The 17938-nt window shown below is 63.2% G+C and carries 17 protein-coding genes, 1 tRNA gene and 1 pseudogene; 10 read left to right on the forward strand and 9 right to left on the reverse strand.

The window, feature by feature from the left end:
- Positions 1-223 precede the first annotated feature (223 nt).
- Both PTT45_RS02605 and PTT45_RS02610 read left to right on the forward strand, forming a co-directional pair.
- Positions 224-2527 carry a PqiB family protein gene (locus PTT45_RS02605; protein WP_273811389.1) on the forward strand — a complete coding sequence of 768 codons (2304 nt, stop codon included), beginning with the start codon at positions 224-226 and terminating at the stop codon, positions 2525-2527.
- Positions 2528-2604: 77 nt separating this feature from the next.
- Positions 2605-2913 (forward strand): PepSY domain-containing protein, encoded by a 309-nt coding sequence (locus PTT45_RS02610; protein WP_273811390.1) that lies wholly within the window; start codon positions 2605-2607, stop codon positions 2911-2913.
- 55 nt (positions 2914-2968) lie between these two features.
- Here the strand turns inward: PTT45_RS02610 and mksF are convergent, their stop codons facing one another.
- The 3 genes from mksF to mksB are packed head-to-tail and all read right to left on the reverse strand — an operon-like array spanning position 2969 to position 7739.
- Complete coding sequence (mksF, locus tag PTT45_RS02615; protein WP_273811391.1) at positions 2969-5788, reverse strand: Mks condensin complex protein MksF; 2820 nt, start codon at positions 5786-5788, stop codon at positions 2969-2971.
- Positions 5785-6495, reverse strand: coding sequence for an Mks condensin complex protein MksE (gene mksE, locus PTT45_RS02620; protein WP_273811392.1), 711 nt, complete (start codon positions 6493-6495; stop codon positions 5785-5787). The genes mksF and mksE overlap by 4 nt, the downstream gene beginning before the upstream one ends.
- Positions 6492-7739 carry an Mks condensin complex protein MksB gene (gene mksB / locus PTT45_RS02625; protein WP_043307190.1) on the reverse strand — a complete coding sequence of 416 codons (1248 nt, stop codon included), beginning with the start codon at positions 7737-7739 and terminating at the stop codon, positions 6492-6494. Before mksB ends, mksE begins: the two co-directional genes overlap by 4 nt.
- Positions 7740-7964: 225 nt before the next feature.
- Here mksB and PTT45_RS02630 point away from each other — a divergent pair, with 225 nt between their 5' ends.
- The 5 genes from PTT45_RS02630 (at position 7965) to PTT45_RS02650 (ending at position 12724) form a co-directional block, all read left to right on the forward strand.
- Positions 7965-9062 carry a carboxynorspermidine decarboxylase gene (locus tag PTT45_RS02630; protein WP_273811393.1) on the forward strand — a complete coding sequence of 366 codons (1098 nt, stop codon included), beginning with the start codon at positions 7965-7967 and terminating at the stop codon, positions 9060-9062.
- 30 nt (positions 9063-9092) lie between these two features.
- Positions 9093-10337, forward strand: a complete 1245-nt coding sequence (locus tag PTT45_RS02635) for a saccharopine dehydrogenase family protein (protein ID WP_273811394.1) — start codon at positions 9093-9095, stop codon at positions 10335-10337.
- A 171-nt stretch (positions 10338-10508) separates the two neighbouring features.
- Positions 10509-11309: an energy transducer TonB gene (locus PTT45_RS02640; RefSeq protein WP_273811395.1), complete on the forward strand. Its 801-nt coding sequence runs from the start codon at positions 10509-10511 to the stop codon at positions 11307-11309.
- The gene (gene rimI / locus PTT45_RS02645; RefSeq protein WP_192315624.1) at positions 11306-11758 is read left to right on the forward strand and encodes a ribosomal protein S18-alanine N-acetyltransferase; all 453 of its coding nucleotides are present in this window, start codon (positions 11306-11308) and stop codon (positions 11756-11758) included. The genes PTT45_RS02640 and rimI overlap by 4 nt, the downstream gene beginning before the upstream one ends.
- Positions 11759-11824: 66 nt before the next feature.
- A complete protein-coding gene (locus PTT45_RS02650; RefSeq protein WP_273811396.1) occupies positions 11825-12724 on the forward strand; it encodes a DMT family transporter in 900 nt (299 codons plus the stop codon).
- A 5-nt stretch (positions 12725-12729) separates the two neighbouring features.
- Here the strand turns inward: PTT45_RS02650 and PTT45_RS02655 are convergent, their stop codons facing one another.
- Positions 12730-12936: a hypothetical protein gene (locus PTT45_RS02655; RefSeq protein WP_273811397.1), complete on the reverse strand. Its 207-nt coding sequence runs from the start codon at positions 12934-12936 to the stop codon at positions 12730-12732.
- A gap of 26 nt (positions 12937-12962) precedes the next feature.
- On the opposite strand from PTT45_RS02655, the pseudogene PTT45_RS02660 reads away from it, so the two are divergent.
- The 3 genes and pseudogenes from PTT45_RS02660 to PTT45_RS02670 all read left to right on the forward strand — a co-directional run.
- Positions 12963-13232, forward strand: a pseudogene (locus PTT45_RS02660) (tyrosine-type recombinase/integrase); the annotation flags it as partial.
- Positions 13229-13591 carry a hypothetical protein gene (locus PTT45_RS02665; RefSeq protein ID WP_273811398.1) on the forward strand — a complete coding sequence of 121 codons (363 nt, stop codon included), beginning with the start codon at positions 13229-13231 and terminating at the stop codon, positions 13589-13591. The pseudogene PTT45_RS02660 and the gene PTT45_RS02665, both read left to right, overlap by 4 nt.
- A gap of 237 nt (positions 13592-13828) precedes the next feature.
- On the forward strand, positions 13829-14164 hold the full coding sequence (locus tag PTT45_RS02670) for a hypothetical protein (RefSeq protein WP_273811399.1): 336 nt from the start codon (positions 13829-13831) through the stop codon (positions 14162-14164).
- 64 nt (positions 14165-14228) lie between these two features.
- Here PTT45_RS02670 and PTT45_RS02675 read toward each other — a convergent pair.
- From PTT45_RS02675 to PTT45_RS02695, 5 genes are all read right to left on the reverse strand, one after another.
- Positions 14229-14305 (reverse strand) — tRNA-Met (locus tag PTT45_RS02675).
- A gap of 135 nt (positions 14306-14440) precedes the next feature.
- The gene (gene ychF, locus PTT45_RS02680) at positions 14441-15541 is read right to left on the reverse strand and encodes a redox-regulated ATPase YchF (protein WP_273811400.1); all 1101 of its coding nucleotides are present in this window, start codon (positions 15539-15541) and stop codon (positions 14441-14443) included.
- A 36-nt stretch (positions 15542-15577) separates the two neighbouring features.
- Entirely contained in the window at positions 15578-16162 is a 585-nt protein-coding gene (pth, locus tag PTT45_RS02685; RefSeq protein WP_273811401.1) for an aminoacyl-tRNA hydrolase, read from the reverse strand.
- Between the two features lie 36 nt (positions 16163-16198).
- A complete protein-coding gene (locus PTT45_RS02690; protein ID WP_273811402.1) occupies positions 16199-16795 on the reverse strand; it encodes a 50S ribosomal protein L25/general stress protein Ctc in 597 nt (198 codons plus the stop codon).
- Positions 16796-16905: 110 nt separating this feature from the next.
- Positions 16906-17847, reverse strand: coding sequence for a ribose-phosphate pyrophosphokinase (locus PTT45_RS02695; protein ID WP_043307172.1), 942 nt, complete (start codon positions 17845-17847; stop codon positions 16906-16908).
- Positions 17848-17938: the final 91 nt, after the last annotated feature.

The raw sequence follows: 17938 nt of genomic DNA on the forward strand, positions 1-17938 counted from the left end.
CCTATCCCCAAACCCCCATCCGCGCAAGCGGGTGGGGGTTTGGCTTTTGCGCGTAAGAAAATTTAATCTGGCGGGTAGCGCTTGCATGCGGGATACGGACGCATGCGTTAGGCTTGCGCCTGCTATTCGCCATGTTGTCTGAACTGGCTTGATCGCGGGCGCTGACCTTGCCGCCGTCGCAAGGAAGCCTTCGAACCCGATCTGAGGATATGGAGCCTCCTGCATGACCGAGCTGAGCACTGCAAAGACCCGCCGCACCACCAACTGGTCGGCGATTTGGGTTTTGCCCTTGATCGCCCTGCTGATCGGCGGCTGGTTGGCATACCGGGCCTACAGCCAGGCCGGTATCGAGATCGAGATATTCTTCCCGTCCGGCGACGGTATCCAGGTCAGCAAGACCGAGGTCATCTACAAGGGCATGTCGATCGGCAAGGTGGTCGGCATGGAGCTGGATGACAAAGGCGACAACCGTGGCGTCAGGGTCACGGTCGAGATGGACAAGCGGGTAGAGCAGCACCTGCGTAGCAACACCCGCTTCTGGCTGGTGAAACCCAGCGTCTCGCTGGCCGGCATCACCGGGCTGGAAACCTTGGTCTCGGGCAACTACATCACGGCGAGTCCCGGTGATGGCGAGCCGACCCGCAAGTTCGTTGCGCTGACCGAACAACCCCCCATGGCCGATACGGTGCCCGGCCTGCATCTGACGCTGAAGGCAGATCGCCTGGCGTCGATCAATCGCGACAGCCCGGTGTTCTACAAACAGATTCAGGTTGGGCGGGTGAAGAGCTATCGCCTGGCCGAGGATCAAACCACCGTCGAGGTGCAGGTGTTCATCCAGCCTGAGTTCGCCAGCCTGGTGCGCAAACACACGCGTTTCTGGAACGCCAGCGGCGTGACCATCGATGCCGGTCTCTCCGGGGTCAAGGTGCGGACCGAATCGCTCGCCAGCATCGTTGCTGGTGGTATCGCTTTCGCTACTCCGGAGCATCGTAAGGACAGCCCGCCGACCGACCCCTCCATTCCTTTCCGCCTCTATGATGATTTCGATGCCGCACAGGCTGGCATCAAGGTCACCCTGAAGCTGCAAGACTTCGAAGGCATCGAGGCCGGGCGCACGCCGGTAATCTACAAGGGCATCCAGGTCGGCAGCGTGAAGACCATCAAGGTCGATGACGGGTTGATGTCGGCGTCGGTCGATCTGACTCTCGACCCCAAGGCGGAGGATTACCTGACCGAAGGAGCCGAGTTCTGGATGGTCAAGCCGTCCATTTCCCTGGCCGGCATCACTGGTCTGGAGGCATTGGTCAAGGGCAACTACATCGCGATCAAGCCGGGAGAGAGGGGCAAGACGCCGGTACGTGACTTCACGGCGCGGCTCAAGGCGCCGCCGCTGGATATCGATGCGCCTGGCCTGCATCTGGTGCTGTTCGCCGATACCCTCGGTTCGCTGGAGGTCGGCAGCCCGATTCTCTACCGCCAGGTGAAGGTCGGCACCATCCAGAGCTTCCAGTTCTCCCGTGATCGCAAGCGCGTCGTACTGGGCGCTCATATCGAACCCAGCTATGCCAACCTGGTGAACAGCTCCACGCGCTTCTGGAACTCCAGTGGCATCACCCTGAAGGGCGGTATCTCCTCCGGTATCGAGGTCAAGAGCGAGTCGCTGCAGACTCTGTTGGCAGGTGGTGTGACCTTCGAGACGCCGGAGATGAACGCCCCGGTCAATCGCAAGATCCAGCGCTTCACGCTGCACACCGACCGCGATGAGGCGATGCAGGAGGGCGTGGCCATCCAGATCAAGGTGCTAAGTGGGGATGGCATCAACCCGGGAACGGCGATCCGTTTCAAAGGCATCGATGTTGGCAAGGTAGAGAGCGTGGAACTCTCCGACGATCTCAAGGCCGTGCTGCTCAACGCGCGCATCACCAAAGCTACCGGGCGTGTCGCCAGTGCTGGTAGCGAGTTCTGGGTGGTTAGGCCGGAACTGGGCCTGGTGCGCACCGCCAACCTGGATACCCTGGTCAGCGGCCAGTACCTGGAAGTCCTGCCCGCCGCCAAGGCTGGCAAGACGCAGCTCTACTTCGAGGCGCGCCAGCATGCGCCGACCATGGCCGTGCGTGAAGAGGGCCTGCGCCTGGTGCTTAGCGCCGCGCGTCGTGGTTCGATCAAGCCAGGTGTGGTCGTCAGCTACCGCGAAATCCCGGTGGGCAAGGTCACCGACTTCGAACTGGGGCCTACCTCCGACCGCGTGTTGATTCATGTGCTGATCGAGCCGCGCTACTCCCCTCTGGTGCGCAGCGGCACACGCTTCTGGAATGCCAGCGGCATCGGTGTGGACGCCGGCCTGTTCAAGGGCGTCAAGGTGCGTACCGAGTCCTTGGAGGCGCTGCTGGAGGGCGGTATTGCCTTTGCCACTCCGGACAACGCGGTGATGGGCGGCCCTGCCCAGCCCGGGCAGACCTTCGCGCTCAACGACGAGGTCAACGAAGAGTGGCTGAAGTGGGCGCCGAAGATCCGCCTGGAGAACTAGGCGGATTCAGCTTGGCTTAAGTCGGCTTGGCTATCTTGGTTCCTGTCGAAACCAATCACTCCCGACGGAGACACGAGATGAACAAGCTGACTGCCCTTTTCGCCATCACCACCCTCGCCGCCACTGCCGGTATCGCCCAGGCCCGTGACCTCGGTCCGGACGAGGCGCTCAAGCTGCGCGACGCCGGCACCATCCAGAGCTTCGAGAAGCTCAATGCCGCGGCCATCGCCAAGCATCCCGGTGGCCAGGTCACCGAGACCGAGCTGGAAGAGGAATACGGCCGCTACATCTACCAGGTGGAAGTGCGCGATGCCCAGGGCGTGAAGTGGGACCTGGAGCTGGATGCCACCAATGGCCAGATCCTCCAGGATCACCAGGACGACTGATCCACCCCCAAGAAAAAGGGCCGCATGAGCGGCCCTTTTCGTTTGCGCGAAGGAATCAGGCCGGCTCGGCCTGCTCCTCGGTCGTCTTGGCAGTTTCGCGACGTCTGATGAACTTCCAGTCGGCCTCGTCGATGTAGATGCCGTTCGGTCCGCTGCCGCCTTCCAGGTCGATGGCCACGTGGGCCGAGACCTGCGGCTTCACCGACGCGAGGATCGGCACGAAGCCCAGCTGCAGGCTGGTCTCGATCAGCGCCTGCTGGTTGCGCTCGTCGATGTCCGCCGCCTCATCGAGGTAGTAGGGCAGGCGTACCTTGCCGGCCTGCTCGCGATCCATCAGGTGCAGCAGCAGGTACATGTTGGTCAGTGCCTTGATGGTCATGGTGGTGCCGTTGGAGGCAGCGCCATCGATGTCGGTGTGCATCACCGGTTGACCGCCGACCTTGGTGATCTCGAAGGCCAGCTCGAACAGGTCCTTGAGGCCCAGCTGGTTGCCGTTGGCGGCTACCAGGCGAGACAGGTAGTCCTTGGCCTCCTCGTTCTTGGCGTCCTGTTCGGCGCTCTGGCTCAGGTCGAACACCGACAGGGTCTCGCCCTCCTCATACTGGCCGGCGCTGTGGATGATCTGGTCGATGTGCTTGAGCGCGTCACGGTTGGGCGCCAGGACGATGCGGAAGCTCTCCAGGTTGGATACCTGGCGCTTGTTGATCTCGCGATTGAACAGCGCCAGCTGGTGTTCCAGGTTGTCGTAGTCGCTGCGGATATTGCGCAGGGTACGGGCGATATCGGTGACCGCGGCACGGCGCGCCTTGGCCAGGGTCAGTGCTTCGTCCTGGCGATGCGCATAGGCATTGACCAGCAGCTGCAGGCGGCGCTCCGGATCGTCCTCGCTGTCGAACTTGGCCACGCCCTTGAGGCGCACCTGCGCATACAGCGCGTCGATCTGGCCGTCGATGCGCTGCAGTGCCTGCCAGCTGTCCTGGTAGTCATTGAGCAGCGGCAGCAGGTTCTCCAGCGAGTCGTCCACCGGCTCCATGAACGGCGCACCGAACGGCAGATCGGCCGGCAGCAGCTGGCGGCGGCGCAGGGCGTCTTCCAGGGTGCGTTCCTTGGCCTCCAGGTCGGCCAGTTGACGGCCGACCAGCTGCAGTTTGGCGGACAGCTGCTGCACGCGCTCGGTGAAGGCGTCCGATGCGCGCTTGAGTTCGTCTTGGGCGGCCTCGGCTTCGGCCAGCTGTTCCAGCTTGCTCGGCTCCTCGGCAGTCAGGGTCTGGCTGCGGCGGAAGTCTTCCAGGGCCTTCTGTGCATCCAGCACGGCCTGGTACAGCTGCTCGGCCTGGGCCTTGCTCGCGGCGCGGTCGTTGGCCACCGCCTGTTGGGTCTTGAGTTGTTTGAGCTCGCGCTCCAGGCGGTCCTTCTGGTCACGCAGGGCGGCGCGGTCAGCCAGGGCCTGCAGGGCCGGCGGCTCGATGTGCGACAGGTCGATGGACAGGCCCGGCACGGCGAAGGTGTCGCCCTTGAAGCGATCCAGTACCGCCTCGACGGCCTTGACCCAGTCGTCACCCTCGGCCTGGATGCCTTTCTCACCTAGCGGCAGACTGAACAGCTGGCCGTTGAACAGGCGCATCAGGCGGTCGACGTCGGCCTGGCTGAACTCCTCGCGCAGGCGCGAGTAGCTGTTGTTGTCGGCGTGGTCGAGCTGCTGCTTGACCGACTTCAGGCGCTTCTCCAGGTCGCGCAGGCGCTCATCCAGGTCCTCGGCGGAGAACTGGCGCGACTGTGCCAGGGCGCCGGCCAGTTCGTCGTGGGCATCCTTGGCGGCGAGCAGTTGCTCTTCCAGCATCTTGGCGTCCGTGACCAGGGCGAAGCGGTTCTTCAGCACCGACAGCTCACCGAGCCAGCGCTGGATCTCGCTGATCTCGCGCTCCAGGCGCATCAGCTCGGCGGTGCCGCCGCGCTGCTCGTTCTGCAGGCCGTCCTGCTCGCGGCGGTAATGCTCGGCCTGGATTACCAGCTCTTCCTTGCGCGCGCCGGAGTAGTCCTGCCAGGCGCCCAGCAGGTTATCCAGCAGCGGCGACAGACGATGCAGCTTGCCCCGCAGCAGTTCGCGCTGGGCCACGCCGCCGGACAGTGCCTCGACCAGTGGGCCGGCGGCGACCAGCGCCTGGTAGTCCTGCTCCATGCGGCGCACGTCGCGGAAGGCTTCCTCGGTGGCGGCGATGTAGTCGACGCTGCCGGAGCGCAGGCTGTGCTCGAAGGCATCGAGGAACAGCTGCTTGAGCTTGGCGGCGGTGATCTCGCGCATGTGCAGCAGGTTGATGAACAGCGCGCGGAAGGTCTTCAGGCTCTGCTCGCTGGTGGAGCGCAGCGGGATCAGGGTCAGGTCCAGCGGGATGCTGGTGTGGCCGCCGACCAGCAGGCGACGCAGTTCCTCGGGCTTCAGCTCATAGGCGACGATGCCGGCCTGGCCGAGGTTCTTGAACAGCTCGCGCTGGCGCAGGCAGGTGCCGTCCTGCTGGTAGTGGGCCAGGTCCAGCTCGCCCCGGTAGGCGAAGAACTGGTGGCCGAAGCCGCCGCCCGGGCCGCGACCGGCCACGCCGATCACGTGCGGGCCGTGGGGCAGGGCGACCTCGACCAGGATGTAGCTGGTATCAGAGGCGAAGTAGAACTTGCGCGACTGCTCCAGGCTGTACTTGCCGAAGCTCATGTCCGACATGCGCGCGAGGATGGGGAACTGCAGCGCGTTGATCGACGCCGATTTGCCCAGGTTGTTGGCGCCGTAGACCGACAGCGGGTTCTCCAGCGGGAAGATGCCGAGGCTGTAGCCGGCGGTGTTCAGCAGGGCGAAGCGGCGGATGCCGTAGCGTTCCTGGCTCATGCGTCGATCTCCTGGGCGTCACGTTCCTCGGCCATGGCGCGGGCCAGGGCCTCTTCCTCGGATTCCTCTGATTCCTCGGCGGCAGCGGGCAGCGGCTCGATGCGCACGATGTCTTCTTCGGCCTCGTCAACCACCAGCTCCGGCGTCGGCAGCGGCAGGTTGCTGTGCAGGCTGGCCGCCAGGTCGCGGTCCTGCTGCACCGACAGGCACACGTCGAGGAAGCGGTGCATCGGCGCGAGGAAACGGTACACGCCGTTCTCTTCGCTGGCGAAGCCGAGCTGGGTCATGCGGCGCATGATCTTCTCTTCCAGCTCGTCCTGGGTGGTGACCTCAGCCTGCAGGAACAGGTCCTTGTACTTCTCCAGCAACGGCGGCAGCTCGTCGCGGCCGAGGCTGCCACCGTCGAGTACGGCGAGCGGGTCGCGGCCCTGGTCAGCCAGGTGCTCGACCAGGATGAAGGTGAACAGCGCCAGGCGCTGGGCAGTCTTGTTCACCTGGGCGCCCATCTGCTCGGGGACGAAGTAGTAGAAGCCGCGGCTGTCGCACACCAGCTCGTAGCCCAGCGAGCGGAACAGCGCGCGGTAGGCGTCCTGCTGACTGCTCAGCTGGGTGTACAGCTCGGGGGCGGCGCGGCTGATGTGGTAGCCCTTGAACAGCTCGCGGAAGATTGGCGCGAGCTGGGTGAGTTCTTTCAGATCGATATTCATGCGGAGGTCCCGGCCGGCTTGATCAGGGCATAGGAGCTCAGGCTGACCTGATGCTCGCGGGTGAGGTAGTCGCGGCGCTCGAGGCGTTCGCGCTGGAAGCGGCCGTCACGCGACAGCCGCGAGAACCAATAGAGGAGCTCGTCGGTGGCGCCTTCCGGCTCCTGCTCCAACAGCCAGACCATCAGGTCCGGCAGCGGCAGGGCCTGCTCGCAGCGCTCGATCATCTCGCGCGCGGTGCGTGGCGCCTTGGGCGGTGCGCCCTTGCGCGAGCCGCTGGCACGCGGGAACTGGTTGGGCTTGGGCTGGAAGCGGGCGAGGGCGTAGACGTAGCTCTCCACCTGGCTAGCGGTGCCGAGGAAGGTGCTCTGCGGCCGGGTGAACAGCGGCATCGAGGCCTGCGGCAGGGCGTCCAGGCCCTTCTTGCGGATCACCGACAGGGCCAGCGCCGCGCCACGGGTCACGGCGTTGTGCCGGCGTGCTTCCTCGCGTAGCGGCAGCAGCAGCTCGCGAGCCTTGCGCAGGGTCAGCTGGGCGACGGTCTGCATCTCCAGGATGCGCGCGTGGGTACGCAGCAGCAGGTCGTCGTCGACCAACTGGCCGAGGCGCTGCTGTTCGCCGAGCAGGCGCAGCAGCACCTGCTCGACGCGGCGCACGCCCTGCTCGAAGGCGCCATCGGCGGAGACCAGCTGGATCATCGGCTCGACGTATTCGTCCCAGGTCGCCAGCACTTCGGCATAGCGCTGGCGCAGCGGAATCTGCCGGTCGCTGGTCTTGGCCCGCTCGGCTACGCCGACCAGAGCCTGCTCGTCGTTGGCCAGCTTCTTCAGTACATCGCGCACACGCATGTCGAGCAGGCGCAGCTGGCGCGCCAGGTCGTTACCGTCGCGTACTTCGAAGGCGTCCTGGATATAGCCGGCCAGGCGCTCGAGGTGGCGCAGGTAGGCTTCGATCTCCAGGCACAGGCCGAGTCGGTGCTCACGGCGCAGGTAGGCGAGGAAGTCGTGGATCTGCGCGTTCAGCTCGAAGCGGTTGGGGCTCTTGGCCACCGGCACCAGGATGTCCAGGCGGATCCACTGGTCGAGCAGGGCGGTGATGTCGGCGGGGCTGCCCTCGGGCAGTTGCGTGCCTAGCTGGTTGCGCAACTCGACCAGGCTCAGGGTGCCGGTATCGAAGCGCTCGCACAGCGGTTCGAGCAGCGTCCAGTGCTCGGCGAGGGCGCGCAGTACGCGCTTGGGATCGATCATCGCGGGCCCGGTTATCCATTGATTGAAAGCGGCGGATTGTAGCGTATCGAGTCCCGGGCGATACCCGCGTCCGTCATGTCGTCGTCACGCCCTGTCGGCATGCTCGAATGCGTCGCCATTGATCGAAATTCAGCCATCACTCTTTCGATATGCGCCGGTTGTCGGCACAATTCGCGTCCATTTTTTCGGGGGGGCGCCCGCTCCTCCATCGACCGGGGCTACGAGATGATCAAGACGCCGTACTACCTCATCGACAAGCAGAAGCTGATGGCCAACCTGGAGAAGATCGCCTACGTGCGCGAACACTCCGGCGCCAAGGCACTGCTGGCGCTCAAGTGCTTCGCCACCTGGTCGGTGTTCGACCTGATGCAGCAGTACATGGACGGCACCACGTCCTCCTCCTTATATGAGCTCAAGCTCGGCCGACAGAAGTTCGCTGGCGAAACCCATGCCTACAGCGTGGGCTGGGCCGATGATGAGATCGAAGAGATGGTCGCCAACTGTGACAAGATCATCTTCAACTCGATCAGCCAGCTGGAGCGTTTCGAGGCTGACACCGAGGGCACCATCCGCGGCCTGCGCGTCAATCCGCAGGTGAGCAGCTCCGACTACCTGCTGGCCGACCCGGCGCGGCCGTTCAGCCGCCTGGGCGAGTGGGACGCCGAGAAGATCGCCCCGGTGATGGGCAAGATCAGCGGCTTCATGTTCCACAACAACTGCGAGAACGGCAGCTTCGAGCTGTTCGACAAGATGCTGACCACCATCGAGGAACGCTTCGGCCACCTGATCGCTCAGGTCGAGTGGGTCAGCCTCGGCGGCGGCATTCACTTCACTGGCGAGGGCTATCCGCTGGATGCCTTCTGCGCGCGGCTCAAGGCCTTCTCCGACAAGTACGGCGTGCAGGTCTACCTGGAGCCGGGCGAGGCGGCGATCACCATGAGTGCGTCGCTCGAAGTCACCGTGCTCGACACCCTGTACAACGGCAAGAACCTCGCGGTGGTCGACAGCTCGATCGAAGCGCACATGCTCGATCTGCTGATCTACCGCCTCAACGCCAAGATGGCGCCCAACGACGGCGAGCACACCTGGATGGTGTGCGGTAAGTCCTGTCTGGCCGGCGACATCTTCGGCGAATACCAATTCGATCGTCCGCTGGCCATCGGCGATCGTCTGTCGTTCATCGATGCGGCGGGTTACACCATGGTCAAGAAGAACTGGTTCAACGGCCTGAAAATGCCGGCCATTGTGGTGAAGCAGCTCGACGGCAGCGTCGAGGTGGTTCGCGAATTTACCTTTGACGATTACCTCTCCAGCCTCTCCTGAGGCTGGTCCGGGTAAAGGAGAGATAACGAATTGAAGAAGAACGTTCTTATCATTGGTGCAGGAGGTGTTGCCAAGGTGGTGGCCCATAAGTGCGCGCAACACAATGACGAGTTAGGTCGCATTGCTATTGCGTCGCGCAACATCTCCAAATGCCAGGCCATCATCGACAGCGTGCAGGCTAAAGACAGCCTGAAGCAGCCCGCGGATATCCGGGCCTACGCGCTGAATGCCCTGGACGTGGAAGCGACCAAGGCACTGATCCGCGAAACCGAATCGCAGATCGTCATCAACGTCGGCTCCGCCTTCCTCAACATGTCCGTGCTGCGTGCTTGCATTGACACCGGCGTCGCCTACCTGGACACCGCGATCCACGAAGACCCGAGCAAGATCTGCGAAACCCCGCCGTGGTATGGCAACTACGAGTGGAAGCACCTGGCCGAGTGCCAGGAAAAGGGCATCACCGCCATCCTCGGTGTCGGCTTCGACCCGGGCGTGGTCAACGCCTACGCCGCACTGGCGCAACAGCAGTACTTCGACAAGATCGAGTCGATCGACATTCTCGACGTCAACGCCGGCTCCCACGGCAAGTACTTCGCCACCAATTTCGATCCGGAAATCAACTTCCGCGAATTCACCGGTCAGGTCTGGAGCTGGCAGAACAGCCAGTGGACCAGCAACAGCATGTTCGAAGTCAAACGTACCGACGATCTGCCGGTGGTTGGCGTGCAGAACCTGTACCTGACCGGCCACGATGAAGTGCACTCGTTGTCCAAGCACCTGAACGTACCGAACGTGCGTTTCTGGATGAGCTTCGGCGACCACTACATCAACGTCTTCACCGTGCTGAAGAACCTCGGTCTGCTCTCCGAGCAGCCGGTCACTACTGCCGAAGGGCAGCAGGTGATCCCGCTCAAGCTGGTCAAGGCCGTGCTGCCGGACCCTTCCTCGCTGGCGCCGGGTTACAGCGGAAAGACCTGCATCGGCGATCTGGTCAAAGGCAGCAAGGATGGTGAGCCGCGCGAGCTGTTCATCTACAACGTGGCTGACCACGAGGAAGCCTTCGCCGAGACCGACAGCCAGGGCATTTCCTACACCGCCGGTGTCCCGCCGGTCGCCGCCGCGCTGCTGGTGGCACGTGGAGAGTGGGATGCGCTGCGCATGGTCAACGTCGAGGAACTGCCGGCCGAGCCGTTCCTCAAGCTCCTCGATGGCATGGGCCTGCCCACCCGCATCAAGGACGAGCACGGCGACCGTCCCTGGGATCAGGCACTCTGATCCTTCCCACAAGGCCCGCCAATCGGCGGGCCTTGTGCATTCTGCCCCGCCATTCTTGTTGGCGGCTTTCCGCTTGCGGCGTTTCACGCGACAATGCCCGGCCATGCGTTCCCGTGAAAGGCCAGCGCCCTTGAGCCGCACCCATTCCATTCGTTTCCCACAGGTTCGTCCGTGATCGCCGAACTGCGTCGCCGCGCCTATCTGAGTGCCATGCAGGTGGCCAGCTGGCTGCCGCGTGTCGAGCTGCCGTTCGCCGCACCCTCGCGGCCCGAGCTGCTGCAGCCGCAGACGGAGCCCGAGGTGCAGAGCGCTCCTGTCGAGGTCGCCTCGGTTGCTCCTGCTGTGGCGCCGGAGCCTGTGCCGCAGGCCACGCCCCGGCCGACTATCGAAGTGCCGCGTCCTTCTGCCGCTTCCAAGGTGTTTGCCAAGCCAGAGACCAAGACCGAGCCGGAAGAGGCGCCAGTGGTGGAGGCCAAGCCGGTCACGCCACCACCGCGCTTCGCCCTGCAACTGCTGCGCGCCGGTGATTGCGCGCTGCTGGTCGAGCTGGCCACCGGCGAGCCCTTCCAGAGCCGCGACCCTTCCTATCTGCTGCTCAAGGACCTGCTGCGTGCTGCCGGCCTGCCGGATGCGCCGCAACAGGTCGGCGATGGCTCGCCGATCCGCTGGCCGCTGCTCACCCGCGGCAACCTGGACCAGGGGCCGGACGCTGCACGCGACTATGTGCAGGGCGTGCTGGCCGGTCAGCTGGAGGCCGAGCCTTGCCGCTGCCTGTGGCTGATCGGCCTGCCTGCCGTGCGCTTCGCCGGCGAGGCGGACGAGGATGCCTACAACCGCGAGCTGCAGGTCGAAGGCCTGGGCGCCGCGTGGGCATTGCCCAGCCTGGAACTGCTGATGGACGAGCCGCAACGCAAGGCCGAACTGTGGCGCGCCATGCGCCGGGTGATGCCGCGCTGGAGGCCGGGCGCATGAGCGACATGATCAGCTTCCGGCCGATGACCGAGGCGGACCTCGACCGCGTGGTGCAGATCGAGAGCGCTGCGTTCAGCCACCCCTGGAACCGTAATCTGTTCGCCGACGGCCTCAAGTCCTATGACTGCTGGCTGATGCTCGACGGCGACGAGCAGATCGGCCACGGCATCATCCAGGTGATCCTCGATGAAGCCCATCTGCTCAACATCACCGTGCGCCCGCAGAGCCAGGGCAAGGGCCTGGGCCTCAAGCTGCTGGAGCATCTGATGAGCCGCGCCATGCAGCTCAAGGCTGGCGAATGCTTCCTCGAGGTGCGCGCCAGCAACCAGGGCGCCTATCGCCTGTACGAGCGCTACGGTTTCAACGAGATCGGCCGGCGCCGCGACTATTACCCTGCGCCGGGCGGCCGTGAAGATGCCCTGGTCATGGCCTGCACGCTGATCGAATGACGACTCGCCCGTGCCAGAACTGCGGCCTTTGATTATTTGCCCTGTGAGTCCGAAGAAGGCCATGGCATGAGCCGTTCGGTATGCCTGGCGTGGGCGGGCCTGGTCCTGGCAAGCCTGTTCTGGGCCGGCAACTCGCTGGTAGCGCGGGCCTTCACCGGGGCCATACCACCTTTCTCCCTGGCCTTCTGGCGCTGGGCCGTCGCCCTGATGATCCTGCTGCCGCTGGTGGCTCCGTCGCTGTGGCAGCACCGGCAGACGCTGCGCCAGGCCGGCTGGCGACTCTGGGTGCTCGCGGCACTGGCCATCTCCACCTACAACGTCCTGCTCTACACCGCGGCGCAGAGCACGGCGGCCATCAACCTGAGCCTGGTCAGTACCTGTTTGCCGCTGGCCACCTTCCTCGGCGCGGGCCTGCTGCTCGGCGAATGGCCGCCTCGCGCGGCATGGGGCGGATTATTGCTGGCGCTGTGCGGCCTGCTCTGGCTGATTGCCCAGGGCGACTGGCGAGTGCTGAGCAGCCTCTCCTTCGCCCAGGGCGACCTGCTGATGGTGCTGGCGACCTTGGCCTGGGCGCTGTACTCGCTGTTGCTACGACGCTGGAGCGCGTACTTCCAGTTGCCGCCGTTCACCCTGCTCGGCGCGCTGGTGCTGGTCGGGCTGCTGATGCTCTCGCCGCTGTACATCTGGGATCTGTGGCGGGGCGCGCGCTTCGCCCCGAGCCCGGCCAACCTCGGTGCCATTGGCTACACCGCGCTGTTCGCGTCGGTCATGGCCTATCAGCTATGGAACATCGGCCTGCGCGAACTGGGACCGGCGCGCACCGCCATGAGCAACTACCTGATGCCGGTCTTCACCGCCATTCTCGGTTGGTTGCTGCTGGGGGAGGGCCTGCAGGGCTATCACTGGCTGGGCGGCGCCCTGATCGTCAGCGGCCTGGTGCTGGCCGCTCGCGTGCAGCAGCGCTAGACGCGTCAGGGCGTGGTGATCTGCAGGCCGCCGAGAGCCAGCCTGGCAAATGCCCACCAGCCGAAGACGCCCAGCAAACCGAGAGCCAGATAGCCCACCACGATACCCAGAGCGATCTGCTTCCACAGCCCCGAATAGTGGTGGCCCGCAGTGCTGTGGTGGTGCAGTGGCGCATCACGCTCCGCGCGAATGCTCTCGAAATCGTCTCTCATGGCCGGCTCCTGTGGAACATATCTGATGCGGCTTTTATACCCCTATCTAGATGAACCATATCCTCCGGCACACCTTTGCGAGTCAGTACACGAAGACCGGCGCTGATATCTTCGGGCTGCAGCATATCTTGGGGGATTTCTTGATCACGATGACTATGCGTTATACGCATCTGCCGTGGGATCATCTGGAGTCTGCGTTGAGGTTTCTCCCTTGGCTCAATCGGGAGTTTTCGCCTAGGCGGCGAACTGCCACCATAGATAGCTTTTCGCCTAATTCATCAGGGATGACTCAATGAAAAAGCTCCTGCTCTTCCTCGCCGTTGCTGGTGGTGGTTATTACTACTACGCGAACCACATGCAGGGCGGTATAGCCCCTGTAGACAGCTACCAGGCACTGCTCAAGAAGGTAGAGGCGTCCCCGGTTACTCGTGCCGAAGTGATGCTTGGTGCAAATGACTTGGCGACCACCTTTTGCAATGACGTTGAGTTTCAGCGGACTGGTGGCTCTAGCGTCTCTGAATGCCAATCGAAATTTTCCAACTTCAAGGAAATGTGCGAGTCGCGGGTATTTGGCGATGCACCAGAAACGTACTCTCAAAAGGATGAGGTCACTGCGACAGCCAAGACCTATGTTTCCTGCGTGGGCATTCGCTGAATCGAGCCTAGTTCAAGCTGGTCTCCAGGCTGCGGGGCTACTTGAATATCCAGCTGGGGTTTTCAGTCTGCCGGTAGTTTTTGTCGGTGCCCTTAGATGAGGGACGGTATTGGATGTACCGAGCGTTATACCCGCGCCTGCGTTAGTGCTTATGCGGATCTGAGATGTGGCTGGTACGAGGAGGTGTCTGTTGTCAGGCTATCCTGCAAGAACACTATTGTTTTCAAGGAGGAAGAAATGGCTGAAGAATCTGCTGGTAGTCCAACCTCTGCCGCTGATGAACCGAGCATCCCTTCGGAGCTCTACGGGCTGATTAAGACAGTGCTGACCGACCCAGCTCTTAGCCCTGAGCAGAAAGTCATGTTGATTGACGAGGTCAGGAAGAGCACGCCAGCTAGTGATCGCTGGACTAGTCGCTATGCAATCTATTCGCTTGCTGCGATCGTGCTGATCGCCTTGATCGGCGTGATAACCCTAGGCATGAGCGACAAGTACATTCCAGATGGTCTGATCGCAATTGGCTCAGCAGCTGTGGGGGGATTGGCTGGGTTGCTCACCCCGCGCAAGGGGTAGTCAGGGTGTAGTCACTATCCCAGAAACGACAAAGGGCTAGCTTTCGCTAACCCTTTGTTTTGTATGGTGGCTACACCGGGACTTGAACCTGGGACATCAGCATTATGAATGCTGCGCTCTAACCGACTGAGCTATGTAGCCGAGTGGCGCGCATTATTCTCTTGTCGGCTTGGGCTGTCAACCCCGCCTGGCGGATAAATTGATTCTTTATCAAGCGCTTAGGCGATGCCGGGGGAGAAAGACAAAGCCCCGCGAATGCGGGGCTTTGGCGGGGGCTTAGACGTTGAAGCGGAAGTGCATCACGTCGCCATCCTTGACGATGTATTCCTTGCCTTCCAGGCGCCATTTGCCGGCTTCCTTGGCGCCACTTTCGCCCTTGAAGGCGATGAAGTCGTCGTAGGCCACGACTTCGGCGCGGATGAAGCCTTTCTCGAAGTCGGTGTGGATCACTGCTGCGGCCTGGGGGGCGGTGGCGCCGATGCGCACGGTCCAGGCGCGGACTTCCTTCACGCCAGCGGTGAAGTAGGTCTGCAGGTTGAGCAGGTCGTAGCCGGCGCGGATCACGCGGTTCAGGCCCGGCTCTTCCATGCCCATGGACTCGAGGAACATCTGTTTCTCCTCGTCTTCGTCTAGTTCGGCGATCTCGGCCTCGATCTTGTTGCACACCGGTACCACGACCGCGCCTTCTTCCTCGGCGATGGCGCGAACCACGTCGAGGTGCGGGTTGTTGTCGAAGCCGTCTTCGGCGACGTTGGCGATGTACATCACCGGTTTGCTGGTCAGCAGGTGGAAGCCGCGAATGACCGCTTTCTCGTCGGCGCTCATGTTCTTCATCAGGCTGCGCGCGGGCTTGCCTTCGGTGAAGTGGGGGATGAGTTTCTCGAGGATGGCCTTCTGCGCCAGGGCTTCCTTGTCGCCGCCCTTGGCGTTGCGGGTGACTTTCTGCAGTTGCTTCTCGCAGCTGTCGAGGTCGGCGAAGATCAATTCGAGGTCGATGATCTCGATATCGCGCTTGGGATCGACGCTATTGGCAACGTGGATGACGTTCTCGTCTTCGAAGCAGCGCACCACATGGGCGATGGCGTCGGTCTCGCGGATGTTGGCGAGGAACTTGTTGCCCAGGCCTTCACCCTTGGAGGCGCCCGCTACCAGGCCGGCGATGTCGACGAACTCCATGGTGGTGGGGATCACGCGCTCGGGTTTGACGATGGCAGCCAGGGCGTCCAGGCGGCTATCGGGCATCGGCACGATGCCGCTGTTCGGCTCGATGGTGCAGAACGGGAAGTTCTCCGCGGCGATGCCGGATTTGGTGAGGGCGTTGAACAGGGTGGACTTGCCGACGTTGGGTAGGCCGACGATGCCGCAGTTGAATCCCATGGTGTATCCCTCGCGGAGATGGAGTCGTGAAAAGAGTCAGGCTTTCTGGCTGTGCAGTTTCTGCATGGCCTTGGTCCAGTCGCCGGCGAGCATCTCGGGCAGCACGCCCAGGGCGTTGTCGATGCTCTTGTCCAGCAGGTCCTGTTCGCTGCGCGGAGCGCGGCCGAGGACGAAGCCGGAGACGAGGCTGGCGTGGCCTGGGTGGCCGATGCCGAGGCGCAGGCGGTGGAAGCCGTTCTGGTTGCCGCATTGGGCGATGATGTCGCGCAGGCCGTTGTGCCCGCCGTGGCCGCCGCCGGTCTTGAGCTTGGCGACGCCGGGAGGCATGTCGAGTTCGTCGTGGGCCACCAGCATGGCGTCTACCGGGATGCGGAAGAAATTCGCCAGCGCCGCTACAGCCTGGCCGCAGCGGTTCATGAAGGTGGAGGGGATGAGCAGACGAACGTCGCGACCCTGATGGCTGAGTTTACCCACCAGGCCGAAATACTTTTTGTCGAGGGCGAGGCTGACGCGTTGGCTGTCGGCCAGGCGCTCAACGAAAAGGGCCCCTGCGTTATGCCGGGTCTGGTCGTATTCGGGGCCTGGATTACCCAGGCCGACGATCAGTTGGATGGCAGTCACGTCAGGGGCCCTTTTACCGGAAGGGGCGGGCGAGTATTACTCGGCGCCTTCTTCCTTCACGCGGGAAGCGTGGATGTTGGCAACTGCCAGGTCGTTGCCGTGGGCCAGGGCCACCAGCTCGACGCCTTTCGGCAGTTTGATGTCGGACAGGTGAACGATCTGACCGACTTCCACTTTAGCCAGGTCGACTTCGATGAATTCCGGCAGGTCTTGCGGCTGGCAGGAAACTTCGACTTCGGAAATGGTGTGGGACACTTCGCCGCCTTGCTGCTTCACGCCAACGGAGCTGGCTTCGTTGATGAAGTGCAGGGGAACGTGGGCGCTCAGCTTCTGACCGGCAACGACGCGAACGAAGTCAGCGTGCATCACGTAGCCTTTGGCCGGGTGACGTTGCAGGGCCTTGATAACGACGTTTTCGGTGGCACCGGCAACGTTCAGGGCCAGTACGTGGCTGAAAGCGGCTTCGTTTTCCAGCAGCTTGGCCAGCTCTTTGGCTACCAGGCTGATGGATTGGGCTTGCTTCTCGCCACCGTAGATCACGGCAGGAACCAGGCTTTCGTTACGACGCAGGCGGCGGCTCGCACCTTTCCCCAGGTCGGAACGCACTTCGGCATTCAGGGCAAAATTAGTCATTACAGTTCTCCAAATAAACCAAACCGTCCGAAGCGCTTGCGACCAGCGTGCGGACGGTCGGTCAAAAAGCCCCGCACGTGGCGGGGCACTTGTCGTCAGGGAGGTTCCGCTTAGCGGAACATCGCGCTGATCGATTCTTCGTTGCTGATGCGGCGAACCGCTTCGGCGATAACCGGGGCCATGTCCAGCTGACGGATGCGGGAGCAGGCCTGGGCTGCGGCGGACAGCGGGATGGTGTTGGTCACCACCAGTGCGTCCAGCACGGAATTTTCCAGATTCTCGATGGCGCGTCCCGACAGCACCGGGTGGGTGGCGTAGGCGTAGACCTTCGAGGCGCCGTGCTCTTTCAGCGCCTTGGCGGCGTGGCAGAGGGTGCCGGCGGTATCGACCATGTCGTCGACCAGCACGCAGGTGCGGCCTTCGACATCGCCAATGATGTGCATGACTTCGGAAACGTTGGCCTTCTCACGACGCTTGTCGATGATCGCCAGGTCGACGCCCAGGCTCTTGGCCACGGCACGGGCGCGAACCACGCCACCGATATCCGGAGAGACGATCATCAGGTTCTCGAAGCGCTGATCCTGGATGTCGTCGGTCAGTACCGGGGAGCCGTAGATGTTGTCCACCGGGACATCGAAGAAGCCCTGAATCTGGTCGGCGTGCAGGTCGACGGTGAGTACACGGTCGATGCCGACAACGGTCAGCATGTCGGCCACTACCTTGGCGCTGATGGCCACGCGAGCGGAGCGCGGGCGGCGATCCTGGCGGGCATAGCCGAAGTAGGGGATTACTGCGGTGATACGAGTGGCCGAGGAGCGGCGGAAGGCGTCTGCCATCACTACCAGTTCCATCAGGTTGTCGTTGGTCGGCGCGCAGGTCGGCTGGATGATGAAGACATCCTTGCCGCGCACGTTCTCGTTGATCTCGGCGCTGATTTCGCCGTCAGAGAACTTGCCTACGGAAGCATCGCCCAGAGGGATATGCAGCTGACGCACGATGCGACGAGCCAGATCGGGGTTGGAGTTCCCCGTGAAGACCATCATCTTGGACACGCGCAGTACCTGCCTGGTGTGGTTCCGATGAACAAAAAGCTGTTCAGAAAGCGGGCTTCCTGAACAGCTCTCGAGTGTATGGCAGGGGCGG

This window comes from Pseudomonas sp. Gutcm_11s (assembly GCF_028649395.1).
Classification (GTDB): Bacteria; Pseudomonadota; Gammaproteobacteria; order Pseudomonadales; family Pseudomonadaceae; genus Aquipseudomonas.

What these genes read in the sequence shown, in the direction of transcription:
- PTT45_RS02605 (WP_273811389.1), top strand. Translation starts at nt 224, where the DNA reads ATGACCGAGCTGAGCACTGCAAAGACCCGCCGCACCACCAACTGGTCG.
- PTT45_RS02610 (WP_273811390.1), top strand. Translation starts at nt 2,605, where the DNA reads ATGAACAAGCTGACTGCCCTTTTCGCCATCACCACCCTCGCCGCCACT.
- mksF (WP_273811391.1), bottom strand. Translation starts at nt 5,788, where the DNA reads ATGAGCCAGGAACGCTACGGCATCCGCCGCTTCGCCCTGCTGAACACC.
- mksE (WP_273811392.1), bottom strand. Translation starts at nt 6,495, where the DNA reads ATGAATATCGATCTGAAAGAACTCACCCAGCTCGCGCCAATCTTCCGC.
- mksB (WP_043307190.1), bottom strand. Translation starts at nt 7,739, where the DNA reads ATGATCGATCCCAAGCGCGTACTGCGCGCCCTCGCCGAGCACTGGACG.
- PTT45_RS02630 (WP_273811393.1), top strand. Translation starts at nt 7,965, where the DNA reads ATGATCAAGACGCCGTACTACCTCATCGACAAGCAGAAGCTGATGGCC.
- rimI (WP_192315624.1), top strand. Translation starts at nt 11,306, where the DNA reads ATGAGCGACATGATCAGCTTCCGGCCGATGACCGAGGCGGACCTCGAC.
- PTT45_RS02650 (WP_273811396.1), top strand. Translation starts at nt 11,825, where the DNA reads ATGAGCCGTTCGGTATGCCTGGCGTGGGCGGGCCTGGTCCTGGCAAGC.
- PTT45_RS02655 (WP_273811397.1), bottom strand. Translation starts at nt 12,936, where the DNA reads ATGAGAGACGATTTCGAGAGCATTCGCGCGGAGCGTGATGCGCCACTG.
- PTT45_RS02665 (WP_273811398.1), top strand. Translation starts at nt 13,229, where the DNA reads ATGAAAAAGCTCCTGCTCTTCCTCGCCGTTGCTGGTGGTGGTTATTAC.
- PTT45_RS02670 (WP_273811399.1), top strand. Translation starts at nt 13,829, where the DNA reads ATGGCTGAAGAATCTGCTGGTAGTCCAACCTCTGCCGCTGATGAACCG.
- ychF (WP_273811400.1), bottom strand. Translation starts at nt 15,541, where the DNA reads ATGGGATTCAACTGCGGCATCGTCGGCCTACCCAACGTCGGCAAGTCC.
- PTT45_RS02690 (WP_273811402.1), bottom strand. Translation starts at nt 16,795, where the DNA reads ATGACTAATTTTGCCCTGAATGCCGAAGTGCGTTCCGACCTGGGGAAA.